Consider the following 24,452-nt stretch of genomic DNA (forward strand, 5'->3'; position numbering starts at 1 on the left):
CGGGTCGTTGCCCAGGCGCCGCGCCGCGATCATGCGAGGCAGCTCGCGACCAGCGCGTCGAATGCCGGTCCGCCGCGGATCGGGTCCGCAACCGGCAGCCCCAGCCGCTCGCTCTCGCGTGCCATCAGGTCGGTCGCCTCGGCATCGCTCAGCGCCGCGGTGTTGAACGAAAAGCCGCCGCAGCGGATCGCGGGGTTGGTGCGGCTGCCGAGCTTCATCGTCAGGTCGACGATCTCCTCGATGCTGGTCAGCGCATAGCTCGCCGTCCCGATCATCTCCGTGCGCCCCGGCTCGTGGCACACGACGAACACGTCCGGCTGGCTGCCGTGCAGCAGGCCGAGCGAGACGGCGGCGAAGGACGGGTGGGTGAGCGCGCCCTGACCCTCGATCACGTCCCAATGATCCGGCGCGGCGTCGGGCGACAGCAGTTCCGCCGCCCCCGCCTCGAAGTCGGAGACGACCGCGTCCATCGGAATGCCGCCGCCCGCGATCATGATCCCGGTCTGTCCGGTCGCGCGGAAATCGCTGTCCACGCCGCGCGCCGCGAATGCGCGCCACAGCGCCAGTGCGGTATATTTCTTGCCCAGCGCGCAATCGGTGCCGACGGTCAGCAGCCGCTTGCCGCTGCGCTTGCGTCCGCTCGCGACCGGGATATCGGCGGGCGGCACGCGCACATCGATCAGGCGGCGCCCCAGCCGCTCGGCGACATGCGCTAGGCCGGGAATGTCGGTCAGGCGCATGTGCATGCCGCTGACGATATCCAGCCCCGCCTCTAGCGCGTCGAGCAGCGCGGCGCGCCAGCTTTCGGGGATCGTGCCTCCGGGATTGGCGACACCGATCAGCAGCGACCGTGCCCCCGCCGACCGCGCCTCGATCGGCGTCATGCGCGTCAGGCCGGTGGTGACGTCCGCTTCCGTCAGCGCATATTCGCCGACGCACCGCTCGGGCGCCCAGTCGCGCAGGCCGAAGGCGGTCTTGGCGTAGCCGGATTCGCGCGTGTCGCCGAGGAACAGCAGATAGGGTTGGGGAAGCCCGGGCGCGGCGCGCTCGGGTGCGTCCGACGGAGCGGCCAATACCGATGCATTGCCCATGATCAGGCTCCCCAGGTCGCGGTCAGCAGACGCTGGAAATTGCCGCCCAGCACCGCCTTGATGTTCGCATCGGAATAGTTGCGGCGGATCAGCTCGTCGGTCAGCTCGTACATCTTGAGCGGGTGGTCGAACCCGTCGATGTCGATCTTCTCGCGAAAGGCATAGCTGTCCTTGTAGGCGCCGCGCAGCATCTTGTTCATCTCCGGCGGGGTGTCGTCATAGCCGTACAGATCGGAATCGGTGCCGATGCCGACATGGTCGATCCCGACCAGCTTCACGACATGGTCGATATGATCGGCATAGTTGCGGATCGTGGTGGGATCGGTCTTGCTGACGAAGTTGCGCACGCCGGTGATGCCCATCACGCCGCCCTTCGCCGCCAGCGCCCTGATCGCCTCGTCGGTCTTGACGCGGGGATGTTCGATCAGCGCGCGGCAGTTGCTGTGGGTGATCGCGATCGGCTTGGGCGAGATGGCGATGGCGTCGAGCGTGGTGCGATCGCCGCAATGCGACACGTCGACCAGCATGCCGACCTCGTTCATCGCCTTGATGATCTCGGCACCGAAGTCGCTGACCCCGCCGTCGACGCGGTCGGTGGAGCCCGAACCGATCCGGTTTTGCGAATTATAGGTCAGCTGTGCACAGCGCTGGCCCAGCTGGTAGAAGGTCTTGACGTCGGCGGGGCGCAGGAAGTGGTCGGCATTCTGCAGGCCCATGATGACCGCGACCTTGCCGTCCTGCTTGGCGCGCAGGATATCGGCGAAGCTGCTGATCCCCGTCAGCACATGGCTGTTGCGCGCGACGTAATTGCCCCAGATCGCGAAGAATTCGAGCGCCGATTCGCGCGCATCGGGCCCGCCGAGCCCGACTGCATGGTGGATCGCGTTGATCCCGCTGGCGCGGAAGTCCGCCGCCATCTGCTCGCTCATCGGCTTGGCGTAGAATTCGGGGCCGAACTCGATCTTGATCGGCGCGAGCATGTCGACGACCACCGACTCGCGCACCAGTTCGATCGCGCGCTTCGAATAGCTGCGTCCGGTCACCGGATTCACCTGAAAGCTGGCACGGGCCACATGCGGAGCCGCGATCGCCGCAGCCCCCATGGCGCCGATGGCATGACGACGTGATATCCGCATCACCTTCCCTCCCGAATTCTCTGATAAGGACGCTATAGTCCCAAACGGAAAAGGTCAACGACCAGATTCGGATGGAATGGCAGTCGGAAAGCAGGTCGCGCGAAGGCGTGTCGCGAAGCCTCAACTTATCAGCTTTCCCGGAAAAATTGCGCAAAAAGGTCCTTCAATGAAATATATTGTCCGGATCAGGACAATATGTCACTTTCGTTGCGGGAGAGGATGGCCGTCCGAGAGGCGAGCCAACACAAGGGGAGACAATATGCGCAACCTCGTATCCGGTCTGGGACGGACGATTGCCCAGGGAAGCAGCGCTGCCGCGATGGTTGCAGCGATGATCGGCGCGGTGCCTGCATTCGCGCAGACGGCTGATGCGGCGCCAGAAGCCGAATCGGAAAAAGAAGTCGTCGTTACCGGATCGCGCATCTCGCGCGACGGCTTCGATCAGCCGACCCCGACGACGGTGATCGGCACCGAGGAACTTCGCCTTGGCCAGCGCCCGAACCTGCAACAGGTGCTCAACGATTCGCCTGCCTTCCGTCCCACGGTCACCACGCAGGTGTCGGTCGGCAATACGTCGAGCGGCAGCGCACCGGTCGATCTGCGCGGGCTCGGCACCAACCGCACGCTGACGCTGGTCAACAAGCGCCGCTTCGTCGGCAACAACAACCTCAACTATGTTCCGATGGGATTGGTCGACCGGGTCGAAGTCGTGACCGGCGGTGCATCGGCGGCGTGGGGCTCGGACGCAGTCGCGGGCGTGGTCAACATCATCCTCAAGGAGAGCTTCGAAGGCGTGACCGTCGGCGGAGTCAGCGGCATTTCCTCACGCGGGGACGGCGCGCGCTATGGCGGCGACATCACCGCCGGCACGTCCTTCGCCGATGGGCGCGGTCAGATCCTGTTTGGCGCGGAATATGTGAAGGACGAATCGATCCCGGATCGCAACTCGCGCGATCGGCTGGGCAGCGCGGGGATCGTGCGCCTCAACCCGACGTCCGCGACCGATCTGCGTCAGATCCTGGTGCCCGACGTCAATTACGGCAACCAGACGCCCGGCGGTCTCATCACGACCGGTGTCCTGGCCGGCCAGATGTTCAACGACGATGGCACGCTGCGCACCTATCGCCCCGGCACCTCGGTCAATTCCAATCCCGCGATCCGTTTCCCGTCGCAGGTGATCGGCGGCGCCGACGCGGTCGGCCTCTATGACGTGATCGCGGTGACGACCCCGCTCGAACGCATCAGCACCTATGGCCGCGCGACCTATGACTTCGGTGCGGTGAAACTGTGGGCCGACGTCACCTATGGCCGGTCGAAATCGAAATATCCCTTCCTGCCCGACATCGGGCTTGGAGCGCAGACGATCTCGGCGACCAACCCGTTCCTGTCGCAGTCGATCCGCACGGCGCTCGCCAATGCCGGTGAGACAAGCTTCACGCTGGGCCGTCTCTACACCGGGCCCTACAGCCTGATCTATGACGGCACGCGCGAACAGAAAGAGGGCGCGATCGGCGTCAATGTCGATCTCGGCGGCAGCTGGAAGGCCAGCGCCTATTACAGCCATGGCGAGGTCGATCAGGCGCAGCGCATCCGCAACGCGCGCATCGTTTCGAACTTCAACAAGGCGATCAACGCGGTGTCGAGCGGCGGCCAGATCGTGTGTGCGGTCAACGCCGATGCCAGCACCGCCAACGACGATCCGGCATGCCGCCCGCTCAACCTGTTCGGCCTCAACGCGGCCTCGCCCGAAGCGCTCGCCTATATTCGCGGGACGCAGCAGAACGACACCACCAACAAGCTCGACGCGGCCTCGGTCGAAGTGCAGGGCGACCTGTTCTCGCTATGGGCCGGGCCGGTGACGGTGGTGCTCGGCGCGGAAGGGCGCTGGGAGGAGCAGCGGTCGGTCAGCGGCGCGCCGGATCTCGCCGGTGCCTATGGTCCGATCAACCTCTACGGCTCGCCGGTCAGCGGCGGCTATGACGTGCAGGAAGGGTTCGGCGAAGTCGCGCTCCCGCTGTTCGATGTGGAGGGCACGGCCAAAGTCGACCTCAACGGTGCCGCGCGCTATTCGGACTATAGCCGCAGCGGCGGCATCTGGTCGTGGAAGGGCGGGGCCACCGTCAGCCTGTTTGATATGCTGTTGCTGCGGGGCACGCGCTCGCGCGACATCCGCGCACCGACCATCACCGAATTGTTCAGCAGCCGCTCGATCAACATCGGTCCGTTGGTGGATCGCGACACCGCCGGGCGACAGGCGGCCAACCCGGCCTACAACCCCACGCCTGCGGGGGTGACCACCTATAGCGGCGGCAATCCCGACCTGGTGCCGGAAATCAGCTACACGACCACGTTCGGCGCGACCTTCTCGCCGAAATTCCTGCCCGGCTTCAACCTGTCGGTCGATTATTACGACATCGAGATCCAGGGCGCGATCACCACGCTCTCCGCTTCGAACCTCACGCTCGCCTGCGCGAACGGCAGCGCCGCCGCGTGCGATCGGATCACGCGCGACGCGACCGGCACGGTGACCGAAGTGCGGTCGAACTCCCAGAATATCGCGGTGTTCGAAACCAGCGGGTTCGATATCGAGGCGTCCTACGTCACTTCGATGTCGCGGATCGCCAACATCCCGGGCACGCTGCGCATCCGCGCGCTGGCGACGCATGTCCGCGACTTCGTGATCGATACCGGCGTGTCGCGCGTCGATACGGCCGGCGATGTCGGCGCAGGCACGGGCAACGCGATCCCAAGCTGGCGCGGAACGTTCAGTGTCAGCTATCAGAACGACAGCATGGGGCTCGACGCGCGCGTGCGCTATGTCGGCGCGGGCAAGTTCAACAGTCAGCTCGACCAGTCGGTCAACCCGACAGGCTATCTGGTGAACAACGACATCGGCGCCTATGCCTATCTCGATCTCGGCGCGCAGGCGAAGGTCGCGGACCGACTGACCCTGTCGCTCAACGTCAACAACGTGCTCGATCAAAAGCCGCCGCTCAGCCCGGTCGGCCCGGTCTTCTACGATGCGATCGGCACCTATTTCTCGTTCGGCGCGAAGGTCAGGTTCTGACCCGAACCGTGCGGTGAGCGCCCGGCCGTCCGCGCGACGGCCGGGTCGTTCATCTCAGCTCACTCGCCGCCCTCGCGCCGCGCGTCCCACCACGCCAGACGCTCGGCAATGCGCTTCTCCAGGCCCCGGTCGGTCGGGGTGTAGAAGGTCTGCGGCTTCATCTCCTCCGGCCAGTAATTGGCGCCGCTGAAGCCGTCCTCCGCATCATGGTCATAGGCATAGCCCTTGCCATAGCCGATCTCCTTCATCAGCTTGGTCGGAGCATTCAGGATGTTCTGCGGCGGCATCAGCGATCCGGTTTCCTTGGCCGACCGCCACGCCGACTTCATCGCCATATAGGCCGCGTTCGATTTGGGCGCGGTCGCGCAATAGAGGCACGCCTGCACGATCGCGAGTTCGCCCTCGGGCGAGCCGAGAAAGTCGTAGCTGTCCTTCGCGGCAAGACACTGGACCAGCGCCTGCGGGTCGGCCAGTCCGATATCCTCGCTGGCAAAGCGCACCAGCCGCCGCAGCACGTACAGCGGCTCCTCGCCCGCCACCAGCATCCGCGCCAGATAATAGAGTGCCGCCTGCGGATCGCTGCCCCGCAGCGATTTGTGGAGCGCGGAGATGAGGTTGTAATGCCCCTCACGATCCTTGTCGTACACCGCGACGCGCCGCTGCAGGAACGCCGACAGCCCCGCCGGGTCGAGCGGCGCGTCGAAGCTGACCGAGAACAGCGTCTCGGCCTGGTTGAGCAGGAAGCGCCCGTCGCCGTCCGCGCTCGCCACCAGCGCGTCGCGCGCCTCGGGGGTGAGGGGAAGGGGGCGGCCCTCGATCGCTTCGGCGCGATCGAGCAGCAGCGACAGCGCCTCATGGTCGAGCCGGCGCAGGATCAGCACCTGCGCCCGGCTGAGCAATGCGGCGTTGAGCTCGAACGACGGATTCTCGGTGGTGGCGCCGACCAGCGTCACCGTCCCATCCTCGACGAAGGGCAGGAATCCGTCCTGTTGCGCGCGGTTGAAGCGGTGGATCTCGTCCACGAACAGCAATGTGCGCTTGCCGATCGGGGCATGCTCCTTCGCCTCGGCAAACACCTTCTTGAGATCGGCGACGCCGGAGAACACCGCGCTGATCGCGACGAAGCGCAGCCCCACCGCGTCGGCGAGCAGCCGCGCGGTCGTCGTCTTGCCGGTGCCGGGCGGCCCCCACAGAATGATCGACGACAGCTTGCCCGCCGCGACCATCCGCCCGATCGCGCCTTCCGGTCCGGTGAGGTGATCCTGCCCGACCACCTCATCCAGCCGCGCGGGACGCAGCCGATCGGCAAGCGGCGCGGAGGGAAGCGGTGCGGCAGGGGCGGTGGCGGAATCGGTCCCGCCGAAAAGGTCGGCCATGCGGAACGATATAGGAACTTCGCCCGCCGTCGCGAAGGGGCTTGTCAAAATGCGTTTAAGATATATCTTTGACGCATCACGAATCGATATAGAAGGATTTGGAATGTTTCGAGGACATCATCGCGGCCACGGGCCGCATGGACTGCACGGTGGCCGGGGCCGGGGCTCCTGGGGTCCCTTCACCGTCGAATGGGATATGCGCGGGGATGAAGGGCGCGGCGGCGGCCGCGGCCGACGCCGCATGTTCGCCGGCGACGAACTCCGGCTGGTGCTGCTCAAGCTGATCGAGGAAAGCCCGCGTCACGGCTATGACCTGATCCGCGAGATCGAGGAGCGGACCGGCGGCGCCTATGCGCCCAGCCCCGGCGTGGTCTATCCCACGCTGACCATGCTCGCCGACATGGACCTGATCGCCGAGCAGAAGAGCGACGACGCCAAGAAGGTGTTCGAGATTACCGATGGCGGCCGCGTCCACCTCACCGAGCGCGACGAGGAAGTCGCCGCGCTGATGGAACGGCTCGAGAGCATCGGTGCGATGCGCTCGCGCAGCCATGGCAGCCCGGTGCGTCGCGCGATGGGCAATTTGCGTTCGGTCCTCCAGCACCGGCTGGGCGATGGCGAAGTGACGCAGGATACGCTGCATGCCGTCGCCGAGATCATCGATGCGGCGGCGCGCAAGATCGAAAGGTTGTGACGATGTCGGTCAGTGCGACGGGCTTCGCCGCGACGGACAAGGCAAGCCGCTATCTCCAGCAACTGTGCAAGCATTGGGAGCACAATCTGCAGGTCCGGTTCGACGCCGACCATGGCACGATCGTGTTCCCCAAGGGTGCGCGCGGTGCGGAATGGCCCGATGACGGGCTGGTCACGCTGGATGCGCGACCCGATGGTCTCGCGATCCGGATCGATGCCAGTGCGCAGGGTCAGCTGGACGGGCTGAAGGGTGCGGTCGAACGCCATGTCGATCGCTTCGCATTCCGCGAGGGGGCGCTAGAGTATCGTTGGTCCAATACTGGGCAATAGTTCGAAATGGATCGATGTTAATCCGCATCGGATTTGCTAACATTCAAATAGGACCATAATCGGCTCAGCTATTCGGTATCAAACGCATAATATCTCTCCGCCGATCTCCGGCATTTCAACAGGAGGGATATTATGGAAGCGAAAGAAGGACTGCCTGAATTCGACGCGAAGGTAATCGATCAGGCGCTCGAAGCGGCGCAGCGGCACGGCGAGACCCTGCGCGCCGAGACGATCAGCCACGAAACGCCGCTCGCCGACGGGCAGCTCAAGGTCAGTGCGCAGTGCATCAGCGTGACGGTGAACAACGGCGAGGTCTGCCTCAACCTTCCGCTCGGCATCGGCAGCGTCTGCCTGCCGGTGCCGTCGTGGATCCCGAACGGCACGGCGGCGCAGGCGTGCCTCGACATCTGCACCAAATGGGGCATCCCGTGCGGGGTCGAGGTGACCGTGTCGGTCGCCGGGCAGCAGATCATCCAGAAGGGCTTCGGCTGCAGCTGCTGAGGCGCGGGGGCGTCGCGGGATCCTGCGGCGCCCTACGCCTTATCGTGTCCGTTCGGCCATCAATTGCAGGTAGGTGTCCAGTACCGCCTGGTTGACCTGCGGCCACATCTGCACCTGCATCCTCTCGTGACCCGCGGCGCCGAAGGACCGCCGCATCGCCGCGTCGCGCGCTAGCCGCTCGATCGCATCGGCATAGGCATTCACGTCGCGCGGCGGGACGAGGAAGCCGGTCTCCCCCTCGACCACCAGGTCCATCGCGCCGGTCGCGTGTGCGGCGACGACGGGCACGCCGCATGCCATCGCTTCGGATGTCACATTGCCGAAGGTCTCGGTCACCGAAGGGTTGAAGAACACGTCCATCGACGCGACCGCGCGACCGAGTGCATCGCCCGACTGAAACCCGGTGAAGATCGCGTCGGGCACCTGTTCGGCAAACCAGTCGCGCGCCGGGCCTTCGCCCACCACCAGCACCTTGTGCGGCACGCCGCGACGGGTGAGTTCGCGCGCCACCTCGGCAAAGATGTCGAGGCCCTTTTCCAGCACCAGCCGTCCGAGAAAGCCGATCGCGGGTACGTCGTCGGCAATGCCGAGGTCGCGCCGCCATGCAAGGTCGCGGCGCTCCGGGTTGAACCGGGCGTGATCCACGCCGCGCGACCAGATTCCGATCGGCGTCGTCACGCCCCAGCCCGCGATGAGTTCGGCGATCGAGTTGCCCGGCACCACGACCCGGTCGAACTTGTTGTAGAAGCGCGTCAGCCGTCGGATCAGCCACGGCTCGACGAACCCCAGCCCGTAATAGCGCGGATAGGTCTCGAACCGCGTATGCAGCGACGCGACCGTCGCGATGTCACGCTTGCGCGCCCAGGCGACGGCTGCGTGCCCAAGAAATTCGGGCGCGGAGACATGGACGAGGTTTGGCGCGAACGCCTCCAGATCCTCGCGCGGCGCGCGCGGTAGGCCGAGTGCGATCTTGTACTCGCCGCGCCCACCGGGAACGGGCAGCGCGGGCACGCTGACCAGATCGCCCTCGGGCTCGAACGCGGGCTTTTCCACTGTCGGCGAATAGACGCGCACCCGCACGCCTGCGTCGAGCAGGTGGCGCACCAGCTTGTTGAGTGCCTGGTTCGCGCCGTCGCGGACATAGTTGTAGTTGCCGCTGAACAGCGCCACGCGAAGGTCGGTCGGGTTCATTCGTCGGCCCATAGCGATGCGAATGCGGCATTCCTATGTCGTGGGCGACGTTTGATCCGGCGTCGCCGGATGGCGGCACCGGCCCGCTCCCCCACCCGGCCACCCGCAAGGTATCTTCGATGGGTGGTCAGGTGGGGAAGCGGGCCGGTGCCGTCACCCTACAAAGGAGATTCCCGAATGGCCGACCTGTCCGATTTTCCCGTCACCCGCCGCTGGCCCGCGCAGCATCCCGACCGCATCCAGCTCTATTCGCTGAATACCCCCAATGGCGTGAAGGCGGGCATCATGCTGGAGGAGACCGGGCTGCCCTATGAGGCGCATCTCGTCGATTTCGCGACAGACGACCAGAAGAGCCCGGAATTCCTTAGCCTCAATCCCAACGGCAAGATTCCCGCAATCCTTGACCCAGATGGGCCGAACGGACGTCCGCTCGCCCTGTTCGAAAGCGGCGCGATCCTGATCTATCTCGCCGACAAGAGTGGCCGGTTCCTCGATCCCGACCAGCGCTACGAGACGCTGGCCTGGGTGATGTGGCAGATGGGCGGCCTGGGGCCGATGTTCGGCCAGCTCGGCTTCTTCCACAAATTCGCCGGACGCGAGATCGAGGACAAGCGGCCGCTCCAGCGCTACGTCGATGAATCGAAGCGCCTGCTCGGCGTGCTCGACGCGCGGCTGGCGGATCGCGAGTGGATCATGGGCGACTATTCGATCGCCGACATCGCCTCGCTCGGCTGGGTCCGCAACCTGATCGGCTTCTACGAGGCGCGCGATCTGGTGGGTTTTGACGCTTTCACGAACGTCGCCGGCTGGCTCGAGCGCGGTCTGGCGCGCCCGGCGGTCCAGCGCGGACTGATGGTTACGGCGAAGGGGTAACCCGGCGCAGGACCATCGTCTCGGTCTCGCTCTCGGGGCCGGCGGAATAGGTTTCCGCGCGGCGCATCGTGCCGTCGGACGCGATCTCGATCCAGAACGCGTGCAGATGCGACTTGCCCGGAGCCAGGTTGGTCGCATCTTGGAAGGCGAAGCGCATCCAGTCCCCCTCGGGCGCAGCCAGCACGAGACGTGGCTGGTTGCCCTGGCCGCAGAAATGCGTCGCCATTACCCGGTCGCCGTCGCGGTAATAGACGGTCATCGTCTGGTTTCCGCGCGGCGACGTCCACTCTTCGATCAACGCGGACCCGTTGGCGATCAGCCGATAGCGGATGTCGATGACGCGGTTGTCCTCCGCGGTCCCGCGCCAGTGCCCTGCGAGCGCCGCGAGTCGGGCAAAGTCGTCCGCAGGGGCGGGGGCGGGAGCGACGGCCAGCACGGCAGTCATGGCAAGCAGGGTGAGCATCGCGCGAGCCTATGGTCCCGCATGCAAGCACGCAATCGCGCTTTTCTGTTCCCCAATCGTTCCGCTTTTGCTAGGTGCACGCCATGGCCAAGCCGAAGAAACGCTATGTCTGTCAGCAATGCGGGTCGGTGACGTCGCAATGGCAGGGGCAGTGCGCCGACTGCGGCGAGTGGAATTCGTTGGTCGAGGATGCCGGCGCGGTGGTGACGCCATTCCAGGCCAAGCATAATTTGCAGGGCGGCGGGCGGATGATCCTGATGTCGGGGCTCGATGCCGATATCCCGCTGCCGGCGCGGATGAGCACCGGCATTGCCGAGCTCGATCGAGCGCTCGGCGGCGGGTTCGTCGAGGCGTCGGCGACGCTGATTGGCGGCGACCCCGGCATCGGCAAGTCGACGCTGCTGCTCCAGGCGGCGGCGAAGATGGCGCTGGCGGGCAAGGGTGTCGCCTATGTCTCGGGCGAGGAGGCGGCCGATCAGGTGCGGCTGCGCGCCCGCCGCCTCGGCCTCGGCAATGCGCCGGTCCAGCTCGCCTCGGCGACCAGCGTGCGCGATATCCTGACGACGCTCGGCGGCGCGACCCCGCCCGACCTGCTGGTCATCGATTCGATCCAGACGATGCACAGCGACCTGATCGAAGGCGCGCCAGGCACGGTGAGCCAGGTGCGCGCCGCCTCGCAGGAACTGATCCGCTTCGCCAAGGAGCGCGGGACCGCGGTCGTGCTGGTCGGCCATGTCACCAAGGATGGCAGCCTCGCCGGGCCGCGCGTGCTCGAACATATGGTCGATACCGTGCTGGCGTTCGAGGGCGAGCGCAGTCACCAGTATCGCATCCTGCGGGCGGTCAAGAACCGCTTCGGCGGGACCGACGAGATCGGCGTGTTCGCGATGCAGACCGAGGGTCTGACCGAGGTCGGTAATCCCTCGTCATTGTTCCTCACCAGCCGCGACGAAAGCGTCAGCGGAACGGTGGTGTTCCCCGCGCTGGAGGGCACGCGTCCGGTGCTAGTGGAAATCCAGGCACTCGTCGTCCGCCTCGCGTCCGGAGCGACGCCGCGCCGTGCGGTGGTCGGCTGGGATTCGGGCAGGCTGGCGATGATCCTCGCGGTGCTCGAGGCGCGCTGCGGCCTCAGCTTCGCCACGAGCGAAGTCTATCTCAACATCGCCGGCGGCTATCGCGTGCAGGACCCGGCCGCCGACCTTGCCGTTGCCGCCGCGCTGATCTCCGCACTGTCCGAACGCCCGGTCGCGACCGACATGGTCGCGTTCGGCGAACTGGCGCTGTCGGGCGAAGTGCGGCCGGTCGCGCATGGCGCACTGCGGCTCAAGGAAGCGGGGAAGCTCGGCTTCACCCGCGCACTGGTCCCCGCCGCGCAGGCGAAGGAGGGCGCCGTCGCGCTGTCGGGCTTCCGCAATCTAGGCGGCTTCGTCGATCACTTGCTCGGGCGCTGAGCCTCGCGCCGCTCGCGCGCGATCTGGATCGGCTCAAGAAGGACCAGCGTGATCGCCGTCGCCGCGATATCGACCATCCAGTCGTCCAGGCTGCAATCGCGGCCCAGCGCGGGGATCGCCTGGACGAGCTCGATCAGCCCGCCAAAGGCAGCGATCGCGATCAGCAGCGTGAGCATCCGCGCGCGCGGATAGGCGAGCCGTGCGAGCAGGGTGATCACGACGAACGCGACGAAATGCTGGGTCGCGTCGTCGGGGCGCGTCCACAGTTCGGGCGGGTGCGGAAGCGACGCCATCACCAGCGCCAGCAGCGCCGCGGCCCAGCAGGCAAGGACGAGAACTCGATGAATCATGGCGCTGCGATAGGGCGGTGATGCGCCCCGGCAAAGGGCTTTGCGCGCCGCAGCATGAAAATCGAGGCCGGACGCCGACGAATTGCGCTTCGCCCATGCCGACCCGCCCGCTATTGAGCGCGAATGAACGGATCGGGCACACGGACATGGGACTGACGGCGATCGACATCTTGGTGCTGCTGGCGGTCGGCGCGGCGGCGGTGATGGGGTTCATGCGGGGCTTCGTCACCGAAGTGCTGTCGCTGATGGCGTGGCTGTTCGTCGTCGCGGCGGTGCGGCTGTTCCACACCCCCGTCGCGGCCGCTTTGGCCGAGCCGGTCGGGACCGTGCAGGGCGCTGCGGTGCTCGCCTTCGCACTGATCGGCGGAATCACCTATTTCGGCGGGCGGATGATCGCCAATGCCATCGGGTCGCGCACCCGCACGGGCTTTCTCGGCCCGATCGATCGCGCGCTCGGCCTGGGCTTCGGCGGCATCAAGGGACTGATCCTGGTCAGCCTCGTCTTCCTGCTTGTCACGCTGGTCGTAGACACGGTCAGCGGCGGCCCGGCACGGCGCCCGGAGTGGATGACCCAGGCGCGCACCTACCCGCTGCTCAACGCCACCAGCGCCAGCATCGCCGAATTCGTCGATCGCCGCCGGCGCGGCGAACCGGTGTTCGGCAACGATAGCGATGCCGCCGCGCTTGCGAACGGTTCGGGAGAGGCTATCTCCGAGGAATGACCGCGCCGCTCTACAACACCACGATCCTGCGGCTCGCTGCCACCATTCCCTTTCACGAACGGCTGCCCGACCCGATGGCGAGCGTCGAGAAGCGCTCCCCCGTCTGCGGCAGCCGGGTCGCGGTCGACGTGATCGTCGACGAAGCCGGCCGCATCGCCCGGCTCGGGATGCAGATCCGCGCCTGCGCGCTGGGGCAGGCGTCGGCGTCGCTCATGGGCGCGCACGCGGTCGGCCGGTCGCATGACGAGCTGACGGCGGTACGCGACGCCCTCACCGCCTGGCTGGCGGGGGAGCGCGATACACCCCCCGACTGGCCCGGCCTCGACATCTTCGCTCCCGCGCTTCCGCACAGCGCGCGGCATCCCTCGATCCGCCTCGCGTTCGAGGCGGTGGCGGACGCCGTGGCAGAGGCGATCGCCCGCCACGAGGACGCCGCCTGATGGAACACAGCGCCGCACATAGTTTCGTCGCGGAGGGCGCGCCGCTGCTCGGCTTCGCGCTGCTGTTCGTCTTGATCTTCCGCCGCATGGGGCTCGGCGCGACGCTGGGCTATCTCGTCGCCGGCGCGCTGGTCGGCCCGCAATTGTTCAACCTGGTGGGCGAGGCGGAGACCAAGATGGGCATCGCCGAATTCGGCATCGCCCTGCTGCTGTTCCTCGTCGGCCTCGAACTCAGCCCGTCGCGGCTGTGGCGGATGAAGCGCGACATCTTCGGCTTCGGCCTGTTGCAGGTCGTCCTTTGCGGCCTCGCGCTCAGCGTGGTGATCGGCTTCGGCGCGAACTTCTCGCTCTCCGCCGCGCTCGCGCTCGGCCTGCCGCTCGCGCTGTCCTCGACCGCGCAGGTGCTGCCGATGCTGCAAAGCGCCGGGCGCCTGCGCACGCCGTTCGGCGAACGCGCCTTTTCGACGTTGCTCTTCCAGGACATCTCGATCGTCCCGCTGATCACGATCATCGCGATCCTCAGCCGCAATCCCGCCGATGCCGAGGGGCCTCCCGGCTGGCTGCTCGCCATCTACACCGTTGCCGCGATCGTCGGTCTGGTGCTCGTCGGCCGCTATGTGCTGCGCCCGCTGTTCAAGCTGATCGGCAATTGGGGCGAGCGCGAATTATTCGTGTTCGCCGGCCTGTTCACCGTCGTCGGCGCCGCCGCGCTGATGCAGTCGATCGGCTTGTCCACCGCGCTCGGCGCGTTCATCGCGGGCGTGATGCTCGCCGACAGCCCGTACCGGCACGAGCTGGAGGCGGACATCGAACCCTTCCGCTCGATCCTGCTAGGCCTGTTCTTCCTCTCGGTCGGGATGATGCTCGACCTCACCGCCATCGCCGAACGACCGGTCTTCGTGCTCGGCATGGCCGCGGCGCTGATCGTGACCAAGACGGTCGTGATCGGCGGGCTCGCCATGGCGTTCCGCATGCCGTGGCGCCAGGCGCTGGGTCTCGGCCTGCTGCTCAGCCAGGGCGGTGAATTCGGCTTCGTCCTGTTCGCCCAGGCACAGAATGCGCTGCTGATCGCGCCCGAAGCGGTGAGCGTGTTCAGCGCGGTCGTCACGCTGTCGATGGCGACCACGCCGTTCCTGATGATGTTCACCAAGCGGCTCCGCACCGATGCGGTCGCGGATCAGGGCGAGCGCGACGGCCCGGTGGCGGACGGCTCGACCGCGCTGATCGTCGGTTACGGCCGGTTCGGACAGACGGTGGGCCAGATGCTCAACGCCCAGGGCATCGGCGTCACCCTGATCGACACCGATATCGAGATGATCGACGTCGCCGGCCAGTTCGGCGCCAAGGTCTATTATGGCGACGGCACGCGCATCGACATGCTGCGGCAGGCGGGCGCGGCGGACGCCGAACTGATCCTGTTCTGCCTCGACGGCGACAAGATCGAACCCGAACTGGTCGAGGCAGTGCACGAGGCGTTTCCCCACGCCGCGATCTTCGTGCGCGCCTATGATCGCCGCGCGCTGCTCAAGCTCAAGGGTTCCCCTGCCAGCGGGGTCGTGCGCGAAGTGCTCGAATCCGCGATCCTCATGTCGCGTCGCGCGATGGAAGCCGTCGGCGTGGAACTGGAAGAGATCGACCGCACCGAGGATCTCTATCGCCGCCGCGACAAGGAAAGGCTGCGCATCCAGCATGAGGCGGGCAGCCTGATCGCCGCGCGCGAAACGATCATCGGCCAGCCCGAGCTGGGCTTCTCCGCCGGGCGCGAAAAGCCCAAGCCCGAACCGCTCGAGGGCAAGCCCGCGACCGGGAGCGAATGCGGATGAACGCGCTGCTCGCCGCCGCCGCGCTGTCCGGCGCGATCGCCGTCGGCGCCGGCGCGTTCGGTGCGCACGGTGCGGAGGGCAAGGCCGCCGAATGGCTGCGCACCGGTGCGACCTATCAGCTGATCCATGTGGTCGCGGCGCTGGTCGCGGCACAGATGGGCGCGAAGGGGCCGGGCTGGCTGTTCGCCGCCGGCGCCGCGATCTTCGCTTTCACCCTCTATGCCATGGCATTCGGCGCGCCGCGCTGGCTCGGCGCGATCACCCCGATCGGCGGCACCGCGCTGATCGCCGGGTGGCTGTGGCTGGCATGGCACGCACTACGCGGCTGAGCGTCTGCCGCCGCAAACGGCGCTTTGCCGACGCGGCCGAGGCGATCACCGCCGCTCGCGCCGCCGATATCGCGCTCCGCCCCTATCGCTGCGACCGCTGCTTCGGCTTTCACCTGACCGGGCGGACCAAGGGGAAGCGTCGCCTTTGACCGCTTGACCAAGCTCCGCTCCATCCGCTTGTGCTGAGCTTGTCGAAGCACTGCTCCGGGACGCAATGGCGTCCGACTACGGCCCTTCGACAAGCTCCGGGAAAACGGGTGTTGGCGATACCGATGTCTCGCTCGGCGCGTTACCCCGCTGTGCGCAATTCCGTCGCCGCATCCCGGATCGCCGCAAGCGGTTGCGGCCGACCGAGCAGATAGCCCTGGATCAGGTCGATCCCCAACGCGCGCAGCACGGCGAGTTCGTCCTCGCGCTCGACGCCTTCGGCGATCAGCCGGCTGCCGGTATCGCGCGCGAACATCATCAGCCCGGCGGCAAGTGCCCGGCGGCCCGGATCATGCTGGATATCCTCGATCAGGAAGCGGTCGAGCTTCACCAGATCGGGGCGCATGTGGACGATCTGCTGAAGGCAGCTATAGCCCGATCCGGCATCGTCCACCGCGATCTTGAGTCCGTCCGCACGCAGCGGCGCGAGCCGGTCGAGCAGGGTTTCGATGTCCGACACGCGGTCATGCTCGGTCACTTCCAGCACCACACGGTTCAGCGGGGCGCGGCGCAGGATCGCCGGCAGCTCGGCCGATATCGCTACCGCGGGACTTGCATTGACCGACAGATAGGCATGGTCGGGAAGCTGCGACAGCCCCTGCAGCGCGCGCTCGATCGCGAACAGCTCGAACGCCTCGCCCATGCCCACCAGACTGGCCTGGTTGAACCAGTGGTCGGGTGAGCGATAGGGTTCGGCCTGGATCCGTGCCAGCGCCTCATAGCCGACGGCGCGACCTTGGGAGAGGCTGAAGATCGGCTGGTAATGGATTTCCATCCGATCCCCGGCCATGACCGCTTCGATCGCCGCCCGCGCGGCCGCAGCCTCTTCGCGGTCCCCCAGATCGCGTTCGACCTCGAATGCGGCAAGGTCGGCAAAGGCGCGCATCATGCCCAGGTCGCGTGGATTGAGCGACGGATTGGCAACGGGGCCAAGGCAGCAGAACATGCCATAGGTGCGTCCGTCCGACAGGCGGATCGGCACGCTGACATGCGCGCCGATCGGCACGGCGGCGGTGATCGGCATCGCCATCGCGATCGGCTCGGCCGCGGTGTCGGGGATCAGCTCGGGCAGTCGCCCCGCGAGAATATGACGGCAATAGACATCGTCGAGCGAGTGGACATTGCCCGCCTTGGCGAGATGCTCCAGCCCCGGCGCGTCCACTACCCGGAACACCGAATCATCGCCGACGAATTCGGAAACATAGGCGACCTGCAGGCCGAGATGGACGCGGACCGCCTGCAATGCCCGTCCGATGACCGTATCGGGGCTCGAATGGTCGCTGGCATGGGCGATGATTTCGCGCAGGGCCGACGACTGGGCTGCTTCTTCACGCTCCGACATCGCCTGGCCTTCGATTCTCGCTCCCTCCGAAATGGAGGCGCTCGTTCCCGGGTGCCGGAGAGTCGTGAAGATTTCGTCACGTGCGGCGACGGATCAGCTCGGATCGAGAATCCGCGTGACCGCGCCGACCGTCACCGGATGGTATCCCGGCTTCGCCTTGGCGAAGATGCGCCGCGCGATCGGCGTGCCCCAGTCGCCCTGCGCCACCAGCCCGCGATACAGCGGCGTTACCAGCAGGTTGCGCCCGACGCGGGTCAGATAGTCCTCCACCGCCGGGATGACGGGGTCGTAGCGGTTGGCTATGGCGAGATCGAACCACGCCGACTGGACATAGGCGTTCTTCGACCTGGTCAGTCCCAGCGCCGCATCGAGTTCGGCGAGCCGCGCCGCGCTCTGCTGGCGCGGCAGATTGTCGAGCAGCCGCTTCCACTGCTGCGTCTGCCAGCCTGCGGTGTCGATCGCCGAAGCCGGCCCGCCCGCGTTGAATGCGGCGAGCTGCGCGTCGACCTTGGCCAGCGTATCCGACTTCACGTGTACCGCGTTCGACGGGATGCCCGGCTCGAACACCCAGCGGTCGAGCTGGAGCTTCGCCTCGAGCGCCGTGTCGCCCTTGATCAAATGTTCGCGCAGGTCCGCCAGGAACCCGGCGCTGGTCTGCGGCTGAAAGGCGTGCCGGTCGAAATAGCCGCGCAGATACGCGTCCCAGCGCGCGCGCCCGACGGCATATTCGATCGTGCGCAGGAAGGTGCTGCCCTTGAGATAGTCGAGCTGCCCCGCGCTGCCGCCCAGATCGCCGTGCAGTCGCGTTTCCGGCGCGGCCTCGCCACCCGCATTCTTCACGTCGCGCACCATCCCGGCATAGTCGAGATCGGCATAGATCGCCGCGCGCTCCTTGCCGTACAGCGCCTCCATGATGCGGTTCTCGAAATAGGTGGTGAAGCCCTCGTTCAGCCAGCTGTCGGCCCAGGTCGCATTGGTGACGAGATTGCCCGACCAGCTATGCGCCAGTTCGTGTGCCAGGACGTCGGTGTTCGACTTGTCCCCGGTGATGATCGTCGGGGTGAAGAAGGTGAGGTTGGGGTTCTCCATCCCGCCATAGGGGAAGGACGGCGGCAGGACGAGCATGTCGTAGCGCCCCCAGCGATAGGGGCCGTACAGCGCCTGCGCCGCGTCGATCATTTTCTCGACATCGGCGAATTCCTCGGCCGCCGCGTCGAGCATTCCGGCCTCGGCCCACACGCCCGTGCGTGGTCCGGTTTCCTTGAACTTGAGGTCGCCGACCGCCAGCGCGATCAGATAGGGCGGTACCGGATTGTCCATCGCGAAGCGAAATTCGCGCTGGTAATGCGGGACGAGTTCGCCCTCGGGCGGACCCACCTTCTGCGCGCTCATCACCGCGACGAAGCCGTCGGGCACGGTGATCTTCGCGGACCAGGTCTGGCGGATGCCCGGGCTGTCCTGCGTCGGGATCCAGCTGCGGTTGTTGATCGCCTGTCCCTGGCTGAACAGGTACGGCATCTTCTTGCCCAGCGTCTGCTCGGGGGTCAGCCATTGCAGCGCGCGCGCGCCGGGCTTCGAGGCATAGCGGATGCGGACCTTCTTCGCGCCGTTCAGCTGAATCGTCAGCGGGCTGCCGAGCTGCGCGTCCCTGGCGCCGATCGCATAGGGCAGGGCGCGGCGGTTCTCGTCGGACACCTCCTCGATGTCGAGGTCGAGCGTGTCGAGCACGATCTCCTTGGCGCCCTTCGCCGCCAGCACGTCCAGCATCGCCACGTCGACGATGGTTTTCGTCGGGAAATCGACATGCAGATCCAGGTCGACATGGGTCACCCGCGCCTCGGCCGGGCGGGCATAGGTCCATGCGTCCTTCGCCTCCGGCGTCGTCAGGATCGGCGCGACCTTCGCGGTTTGGGCCGGGAGCGAGGAGGGGGCGGCGGAAGCGAGCAGCAGCGCTGCAAGGGTAAGGATACGCATGCGCCAACAGCTAGGGCCCGGACGCGTCGGACACAAGCGCAGGGCTCATGCGTTGACCTGGCACACCCAAAATGAGGAGAGATGCGATGAACACGACAGTGGACAGTCCCAACCCCCTGATCGCCTCCGACCGCGTCGAAGGCACGACCGTCTACGACCCGTCGGGCGAGAAGCTCGGCTCGGTCGAACGCTTCATGGTCGACAAGGTGTCGGGCCAGGCGGAATATGCGGTGATGGCGTTCGGCGGCCTGTTCGGCCTCGGCCACCGTCACTATCCGGTGCCGTGGAAGGCGCTGACCTACGACACCGACAAGAACGGCTATGTGATCTCGCTGACCAAGGAAAAGCTCGAAAACGCGCCCTATTACGACAATGAGGGCGAAGAGCCGAGCTACGACCGCGCCTATGGGCAGGAGGTCTACGCCTATTACGGCGTTCCGTACCTCTGACACTGGAGCGGCGCGGGGCCGCAGCGGCGGCGCCGCGCCGGCCGTGCCTCAGGCGCCCGCGCGCTCGCCCGTCCAGTCGCGCACCGGGGAGTCCACGCTTTCTGCGCGGCCCGGCGCATCGTCGGCGACGGCACGGGAATAGCGCGCCGGCAGGTCCAGCCATTCGGACAGATTGCGCGGCTGATCGACTTCGGCCAGGCCGACGTCCGGCCACTCGTCGCGCTGGGGCGCGTAATGCGTGCCGAACAGTCGATCCCATATCGTGGTGAACGCGCCGAAATTATGGTCGAAATGGCGGTGCTCGAGCGAGTGATGGATGCGGTGGTAGCGGTTGTCGACGAAGACTGCGCGCAACGGACCGAAATTGAATCGCGTTGGCGAATGAATCCATACGATGTGGAGCCAGAGGAGCAGGCTCGCGAACGGCAGTGCCGGGCCGACATCGGAGACGATCAGTGTCGTCGGAAGCGTGAACAACGCCAGCCCGATCCAGCTTTCGCTGATATGATGGTAGGAATTGACCGCGCTGAGATCGCGGATCGAATGGTGCACGGCGTGATAGCGCCACAGCCAGCGATGCTGGATCCGGTGAAAGGCATAGAAGAACAGATCGTTGATCACGGCGCCGATCAGCAGGGCCAGGATCGATGCCAGCGGACCCGCCCAGGCCAGCGTGGCGAATACGGGCAATTCCATCAGCGGAGGGATTTCCAGCGCCGCCATTCCGGCGGTAAATGCCGTGGCGAGAAGGGCTGTGACCGGGATCGAGAAGGCCCAGAACGCCATGCCGCTGCTGCGCTGCTTGAGCGAAAGTCGCTGATGCGGGTTGAGCAGTTCGAACAGCGTCAGGATGACCGCAACCAGCACCCACCCGAAGGTGCCGCGCTGTAGCGTCTCGCCGAACTGAACGATCCAATCCATCCCGCGCGTGTCGCAGGCGAGTTCATAACTTTGGGTTAAATGGACCCCGGCGTCGCGCCTAGGCGTCGGGCAACCGCCAGCGGCCGGTCTCCATCCAGCGCAGCAACGGCTTGAGCGGCAGAATCCACACGATCCCGGTGAACACGTAGAAGACCAGCTGGATCAGCACCGGCCACTGGCCGACCGTCGCTGACAGGCTGGCGACCGCGACGCACCAGATGACGATCAGCGCGATGATCGCGAAGGCCCCGACGGGCTTGCGCCACGACGGGGTCATTCGGCCAGCTCGCCATAGGCGCCGGCCTCTGTCACGATCCCGTGCAGCGGGACGTCCCACGGGTCGGTCGCCACGCCCTCGACGCGCTGCACCGACCAGGCGATGCCGATCCGCCACGCATCTGGCAGGCGTTCGAACACGCGGTCATAATGCCCCGCGCCCTGGCCGAGCCGGTTGAGCGCGTCGTCGAAGGCGAGCAGCGGGGTCAGCACGATGTCGGGGTCGCTTTCGGGGCCGCCATCGTCGGGCTGGCGCAGCCCGAGCGGCCCATCGATCAGCGGATTCTCCGGCTCCCACGCAAAGAAGCGCACCGCCGATTCGCGGCTGGAGACGTGCGGCAGCACGATCGTACACCCGGCCTCGCGCGCGGCCCAGGCGATCGCGGTCGGGTCCGCCTCGCTGCCCAGCGGGATGTAGGAGGAGATGGTCACTCCCGGGCGAAACCGCGCCAGCAGCGCCGGCGGCGGCTCGATCACCCCGCCGATCGTCATCGCGAACTCGTCGCGCAGCGAGCGCATCCGGGCGCGCAGGGTGCGTTTCTCATCCATCGGCTATGCGACTCGCCCTTGGCGAGGCGGCGGTTCCGGCCCGCTCCCCCACCCGGCCACCCAGCGCCAGCGTCCTGTGGGTGGCCGGGTGGGGGAGCGGGCCGGAACCGCGCAGCTTCGCTGCCAAAATCAAAAACGGTTGGCGGGACCACCATGGGCCGGTTGCGGTGATATCCACTGACGCCCAAAACGTCAGGTGGGGGCCATATACTGCAGACCAGGATCTGCGCAGGGACAGCCCCCGTGGATGATGAATAGCCTCAGGGATTACCGTTCGCTCGTACCGGGCAGTACCCGCCGCCCCCGATTTAGGCGTTCGGCGCGCGATCCTCAAGTGCCGTCGCAACCGCCTCGAGCCGGTCGGCGAGATTGTCGAGCAGTACCGGCGACACCCCGCCCGGCGGGTTGCGCTCCGCCTCGTCGAGCAGGTCGGCCAGGATCAGCGCCAGGAACAACATCGTGCGCTCCCCGCTCAGCCCGCCCGATGCGCGCACCGCAGTCTCGGCATGCCGGTCGAGCAAAGCGCCGAGCCGTTCGAGATGCAGTTCCTCGCCGTCGCGACAGGCGATGCTGTGGCTGCGCCCGGCGACGGTGAGCGTGATCTGACCCATCAGTCCTCGCCCTCCTGTTCGATCAGCGAATCGAGCGCGGCGATCGCTTCCTCGACCTTGCCGCGCAGCGCCGCATGCTTGTGTTCCAGCCGTTCGGCGTCGAAGGCGCGGCGCGACGCCGCCGCCTCGATCCGCGTGAGCGCGCGCTCGATCCGGTCGAGCGCGGAAGGTGCCGCATCCGCCATGGCGGGGGGATAGGGTGGCTTTACCCGACCCGCAACCCCCGCCCGGTTGACGCACGCGCCCGTCCGCCCCATTGGCACGCCACATTCGATTCGCCGGGCCGTGGCGGGATTTCGATCGCAGCGCACAGGCCCGCAAGGGGACCTGCCGTGACCGTTTCTTTCAGCGACCGCGCGAACGCCATCCGCGCCCTCTCGATGGACGCGGTCGAGGCCGCCAATTCGGGCCATCCCGGCATGCCGATGGGCATGGCCGATGTCGCCACCGTCCTGTTCGGCGACTATCTGAAGTTCGACCCCAGCGATCCGCACTGGGCCGACCGCGACCGCTTCGTGCTGTCCGCCGGCCATGGCTCGATGCTGATCTATTCGCTGCTGCACCTCACCGGCTATGCGCGCCCGACGCTCGACGACATCAAGGCGTTTCGCCAGGTCGGCAGCCCGTGCGCCGGCCACCCCGAGAATTTCGAGCTTCCGGGCGTCGAATGCACCACCGGGCCGCTGGGTCAGGGCCTTGCGATGGCGGTCGGCATGGCGATCGCCGAACGCCACCTCAACGCGCGCTTCGGCAACGATGTCGTCGATCACCGCACTTGGGTGATCGCGGGCGACGGCTGCCTGATGGAGGGCATCAACCACGAAGCGATCGGGCTTGCCGGGCATTTGAAGCTCGGCCGCATGATCGTGCTGTGGGACGACAACGACATCACCATCGACGGCAAGGTGTCGCTCTCGTCGAGCGAGGACATCCCCGCGCGCTACACCGCCACCGGCTGGCACGTCGTCGGCTGCGACGGGCATGACGAAGCGAGCATCAAGGCGGCGATCGACGCGGCGCTCGCCGATCCGCGCCCCTCGCTGATCCGTTGCAAGACCGTGATCGGCAAGGGCGCCCCGAACAAGGGCGGGACCAGCAAGGTGCATGGTTCGCCGCTCGGCAAGGACGAGGTCGCCGCCGCGCGCGAAGCGCTGGGCTGGCCGCACGCCCCGTTCGAGATCCCGCAGGACATCCGCGACGCGTGGAGCGCCGTCGGCGGCAAGGGCCGCGACGTTCGCACCGCCTGGGAAGCCCGCTTCGCCCCCGTCGCGGACCAGTTCAAGGCGCTCGACACGGCAACCCCGGGCTTCCTCGACGGCTATATTGCCGACCTGATCGCCAATCCTGTCAAGGTCGCGACGCGCAAGTCGTCGGAAATGGCGCTGGAGGCGATCAACGCCGCGCTCCCGGGCACGATCGGCGGCTCGGCCGACCTCACCGGCTCGAACAACACGCTGACCAAGGATCTGGGCGCGCTCACCGCTGACAATTATGGCGGCCGCTACGTCTATTACGGCATCCGCGAATTCGGCATGGCCGCGGCGATGAACGGCATGGCGCTGCACGGGGGCGTGATCCCCTATGGCGGCACCTTCCTCGTCTTCTCCGACTATTGCCGCCCCGCGATCCGCCTCTCGGCGCTGCAGCAGGCGCGCGTCGTCTATGTGATGACGCATGACAGCATCGGCCTCGGCGAAGACGGCCCGACCCATCAGCCGGTCGAGCATGTCACCAGCCTGCGCCTGATCCCCGGTCTCGACGTCTATCGCCCGTGCGACGCGGTCGAGACCGCCGAATGCTGGGCGCTGTCGCTCGAACGCGCCGACGGCCCCTCGCTGCTCGCGCTGACCCGCCAGAACCTGCCGCAGCTGCGCACAGAGGCGTCGGAGAATCTCTGCGCCAAGGGCGGCTATCGCCTGCGCTCGGCGGGCGCCGCGCGCCGCGTCGTGCTCGTCGCGACCGGCTCGGAGGTCGAGATCGCGGTGCAGGTGCGCGATGCCCTTGAAGCGCAGGGCATCGGTGCCGATGTCGTCTCCATGCCCAGCTGGGAACGCTTCGATGCACAGGACGCCGCCTATCGCGCCGACCTGCTGCCCGCGAATGTCCTCAAGGTCTCGATCGAGGCCGGCACGACGCTCGGCTGGGAACGCTATACCGGCCTCGACGGGCTGCGCTTCGGCCTCGACAGCTTCGGCGCGTCGGGCCCGGCTGAGGATCTCTACAAGCATTTCGGGCTGACCGCCGACGCGATCGTCCCGCAGATCATCGAACAGCTAAACGCCTAGGA

26 protein-coding genes are annotated in these 24,452 nt (G+C 66.9%); 13 read left to right on the forward strand and 13 right to left on the reverse strand.

Annotated elements, in window-relative coordinates:
- Window positions 1–29 precede the first annotated feature (29 nt).
- Both ABS767_RS14980 and ABS767_RS14985 read right to left on the reverse strand, forming a co-directional pair.
- Window positions 30–1,091 carry a DUF1611 domain-containing protein gene (locus ABS767_RS14980; protein ID WP_408079786.1) on the reverse strand — a complete coding sequence of 354 codons (1,062 nt, stop codon included), beginning with the start codon at window positions 1,089–1,091 and terminating at the stop codon, window positions 30–32.
- Between the two features lie 2 nt (window positions 1,092–1,093).
- A complete protein-coding gene (locus ABS767_RS14985) occupies window positions 1,094–2,227 on the reverse strand; it encodes a dipeptidase (protein ID WP_408079788.1) in 1,134 nt (377 codons plus the stop codon).
- A 259-nt stretch (window positions 2,228–2,486) separates the two neighbouring features.
- On the opposite strand from ABS767_RS14985, the gene ABS767_RS14990 reads away from it, so the two are divergent.
- Window positions 2,487–5,294, forward strand: a complete 2,808-nt coding sequence (locus ABS767_RS14990) for a TonB-dependent receptor plug domain-containing protein (RefSeq protein WP_408079790.1) — start codon at window positions 2,487–2,489, stop codon at window positions 5,292–5,294.
- A 59-nt stretch (window positions 5,295–5,353) separates the two neighbouring features.
- On the opposite strand, the gene ABS767_RS14995 is transcribed toward ABS767_RS14990, so the two are convergent.
- Complete coding sequence (locus tag ABS767_RS14995; protein WP_408079792.1) at window positions 5,354–6,670, reverse strand: replication-associated recombination protein A; 1,317 nt, start codon at window positions 6,668–6,670, stop codon at window positions 5,354–5,356.
- Between the two features lie 241 nt (window positions 6,671–6,911).
- Between ABS767_RS14995 and ABS767_RS15000 the strand changes: the two genes are divergently transcribed.
- From ABS767_RS15000 to ABS767_RS15010, 3 genes are all read left to right on the forward strand, one after another.
- Window positions 6,912–7,364 (forward strand): PadR family transcriptional regulator, encoded by a 453-nt coding sequence (locus ABS767_RS15000; protein ID WP_408079794.1) that lies wholly within the window; start codon window positions 6,912–6,914, stop codon window positions 7,362–7,364.
- 2 nt (window positions 7,365–7,366) lie between these two features.
- On the forward strand, window positions 7,367–7,693 hold the full coding sequence (locus tag ABS767_RS15005; protein ID WP_408079796.1) for a DUF2218 domain-containing protein: 327 nt from the start codon (window positions 7,367–7,369) through the stop codon (window positions 7,691–7,693).
- 132 nt (window positions 7,694–7,825) lie between these two features.
- Window positions 7,826–8,194 (forward strand): hypothetical protein, encoded by a 369-nt coding sequence (locus ABS767_RS15010; protein ID WP_408079798.1) that lies wholly within the window; start codon window positions 7,826–7,828, stop codon window positions 8,192–8,194.
- A 39-nt stretch (window positions 8,195–8,233) separates the two neighbouring features.
- Here the strand turns inward: ABS767_RS15010 and ABS767_RS15015 are convergent, their stop codons facing one another.
- Window positions 8,234–9,385: a glycosyltransferase family 4 protein gene (locus tag ABS767_RS15015; RefSeq protein ID WP_408079800.1), complete on the reverse strand. Its 1,152-nt coding sequence runs from the start codon at window positions 9,383–9,385 to the stop codon at window positions 8,234–8,236.
- A gap of 177 nt (window positions 9,386–9,562) precedes the next feature.
- Between ABS767_RS15015 and ABS767_RS15020 the strand changes: the two genes are divergently transcribed.
- Window positions 9,563–10,258 carry a glutathione S-transferase N-terminal domain-containing protein gene (locus ABS767_RS15020; protein WP_408079802.1) on the forward strand — a complete coding sequence of 232 codons (696 nt, stop codon included), beginning with the start codon at window positions 9,563–9,565 and terminating at the stop codon, window positions 10,256–10,258.
- Here the strand turns inward: ABS767_RS15020 and ABS767_RS15025 are convergent.
- Complete coding sequence (locus tag ABS767_RS15025) at window positions 10,242–10,721, reverse strand: hypothetical protein (RefSeq protein ID WP_408079804.1); 480 nt, start codon at window positions 10,719–10,721, stop codon at window positions 10,242–10,244. The genes ABS767_RS15020 and ABS767_RS15025 overlap by 17 nt on opposite strands.
- Window positions 10,722–10,804: 83 nt before the next feature.
- Between ABS767_RS15025 and radA the strand changes: the two genes are divergently transcribed.
- Entirely contained in the window at window positions 10,805–12,172 is a 1,368-nt protein-coding gene (gene radA, locus ABS767_RS15030) for a DNA repair protein RadA (protein ID WP_408079806.1), read from the forward strand.
- Here radA and ABS767_RS15035 read toward each other — a convergent pair.
- Window positions 12,154–12,522: a VanZ family protein gene (locus ABS767_RS15035; RefSeq protein WP_408079808.1), complete on the reverse strand. Its 369-nt coding sequence runs from the start codon at window positions 12,520–12,522 to the stop codon at window positions 12,154–12,156. The two genes, radA and ABS767_RS15035, sit on opposite strands and share 19 nt — an antisense overlap.
- A 146-nt stretch (window positions 12,523–12,668) precedes the next feature.
- On the opposite strand from ABS767_RS15035, the gene ABS767_RS15040 reads away from it, so the two are divergent.
- Genes ABS767_RS15040 through ABS767_RS15060 form a run of 5 tightly spaced genes read left to right on the forward strand, consistent with a single transcriptional unit; the run spans window position 12,669 to window position 15,985 of the window.
- Window positions 12,669–13,244 carry a CvpA family protein gene (locus ABS767_RS15040; protein WP_408079810.1) on the forward strand — a complete coding sequence of 192 codons (576 nt, stop codon included), beginning with the start codon at window positions 12,669–12,671 and terminating at the stop codon, window positions 13,242–13,244.
- A complete protein-coding gene (locus ABS767_RS15045; RefSeq protein ID WP_408079812.1) occupies window positions 13,241–13,684 on the forward strand; it encodes an iron-sulfur cluster assembly scaffold protein in 444 nt (147 codons plus the stop codon). The genes ABS767_RS15040 and ABS767_RS15045 overlap by 4 nt, the downstream gene beginning before the upstream one ends.
- The gene (locus ABS767_RS15050; protein ID WP_408079814.1) at window positions 13,684–15,507 is read left to right on the forward strand and encodes a monovalent cation:proton antiporter-2 (CPA2) family protein; all 1,824 of its coding nucleotides are present in this window, start codon (window positions 13,684–13,686) and stop codon (window positions 15,505–15,507) included. The genes ABS767_RS15045 and ABS767_RS15050 overlap by 1 nt, the downstream gene beginning before the upstream one ends.
- Complete coding sequence (locus ABS767_RS15055; RefSeq protein WP_408079816.1) at window positions 15,504–15,836, forward strand: DUF423 domain-containing protein; 333 nt, start codon at window positions 15,504–15,506, stop codon at window positions 15,834–15,836. The genes ABS767_RS15050 and ABS767_RS15055 overlap by 4 nt, the downstream gene beginning before the upstream one ends.
- Window positions 15,815–15,985, forward strand: coding sequence for a hypothetical protein (locus ABS767_RS15060; protein ID WP_408079818.1), 171 nt, complete (start codon window positions 15,815–15,817; stop codon window positions 15,983–15,985). Before ABS767_RS15055 ends, ABS767_RS15060 begins: the two co-directional genes overlap by 22 nt.
- Before the next feature lie 140 nt (window positions 15,986–16,125).
- On the opposite strand, the gene ABS767_RS15065 is transcribed toward ABS767_RS15060, so the two are convergent.
- A complete protein-coding gene (locus tag ABS767_RS15065; RefSeq protein WP_408079820.1) occupies window positions 16,126–17,385 on the reverse strand; it encodes a sensor domain-containing phosphodiesterase in 1,260 nt (419 codons plus the stop codon).
- A 93-nt stretch (window positions 17,386–17,478) separates the two neighbouring features.
- Complete coding sequence (locus ABS767_RS15070) at window positions 17,479–19,359, reverse strand: M1 family metallopeptidase (protein WP_408079822.1); 1,881 nt, start codon at window positions 19,357–19,359, stop codon at window positions 17,479–17,481.
- Window positions 19,360–19,445: 86 nt separating this feature from the next.
- Here ABS767_RS15070 and ABS767_RS15075 point away from each other — a divergent pair, with 86 nt between their 5' ends.
- Complete coding sequence (locus ABS767_RS15075; protein WP_408079824.1) at window positions 19,446–19,808, forward strand: PRC-barrel domain-containing protein; 363 nt, start codon at window positions 19,446–19,448, stop codon at window positions 19,806–19,808.
- A gap of 48 nt (window positions 19,809–19,856) precedes the next feature.
- On the opposite strand, the gene ABS767_RS15080 is transcribed toward ABS767_RS15075, so the two are convergent.
- From ABS767_RS15080 to ABS767_RS15100, 5 genes are all read right to left on the reverse strand, one after another.
- Complete coding sequence (locus tag ABS767_RS15080) at window positions 19,857–20,729, reverse strand: sterol desaturase family protein (RefSeq protein ID WP_408079826.1); 873 nt, start codon at window positions 20,727–20,729, stop codon at window positions 19,857–19,859.
- A gap of 58 nt (window positions 20,730–20,787) precedes the next feature.
- The gene (locus tag ABS767_RS15085; protein WP_408079828.1) at window positions 20,788–21,006 is read right to left on the reverse strand and encodes a DUF2842 domain-containing protein; all 219 of its coding nucleotides are present in this window, start codon (window positions 21,004–21,006) and stop codon (window positions 20,788–20,790) included.
- Entirely contained in the window at window positions 21,003–21,554 is a 552-nt protein-coding gene (locus ABS767_RS15090) for a 5-formyltetrahydrofolate cyclo-ligase (RefSeq protein ID WP_408079830.1), read from the reverse strand. Before ABS767_RS15090 ends, ABS767_RS15085 begins: the two co-directional genes overlap by 4 nt.
- A gap of 308 nt (window positions 21,555–21,862) precedes the next feature.
- Complete coding sequence (locus ABS767_RS15095; protein WP_408079832.1) at window positions 21,863–22,165, reverse strand: cell division protein ZapA; 303 nt, start codon at window positions 22,163–22,165, stop codon at window positions 21,863–21,865.
- On the reverse strand, window positions 22,165–22,350 hold the full coding sequence (locus tag ABS767_RS15100; RefSeq protein WP_408079834.1) for a hypothetical protein: 186 nt from the start codon (window positions 22,348–22,350) through the stop codon (window positions 22,165–22,167). The genes ABS767_RS15095 and ABS767_RS15100 overlap by 1 nt, the downstream gene beginning before the upstream one ends.
- A 147-nt stretch (window positions 22,351–22,497) precedes the next feature.
- Here ABS767_RS15100 and tkt point away from each other — a divergent pair, with 147 nt between their 5' ends.
- A complete protein-coding gene (gene tkt, locus ABS767_RS15105) occupies window positions 22,498–24,450 on the forward strand; it encodes a transketolase (protein ID WP_408079836.1) in 1,953 nt (650 codons plus the stop codon).
- Window positions 24,451–24,452 lie beyond the last annotated feature (2 nt).

Source organism: Sphingomonas plantiphila, from assembly GCF_046000505.1.
Classification (GTDB): Bacteria; Pseudomonadota; Alphaproteobacteria; order Sphingomonadales; family Sphingomonadaceae; genus Sphingomonas; species Sphingomonas plantiphila.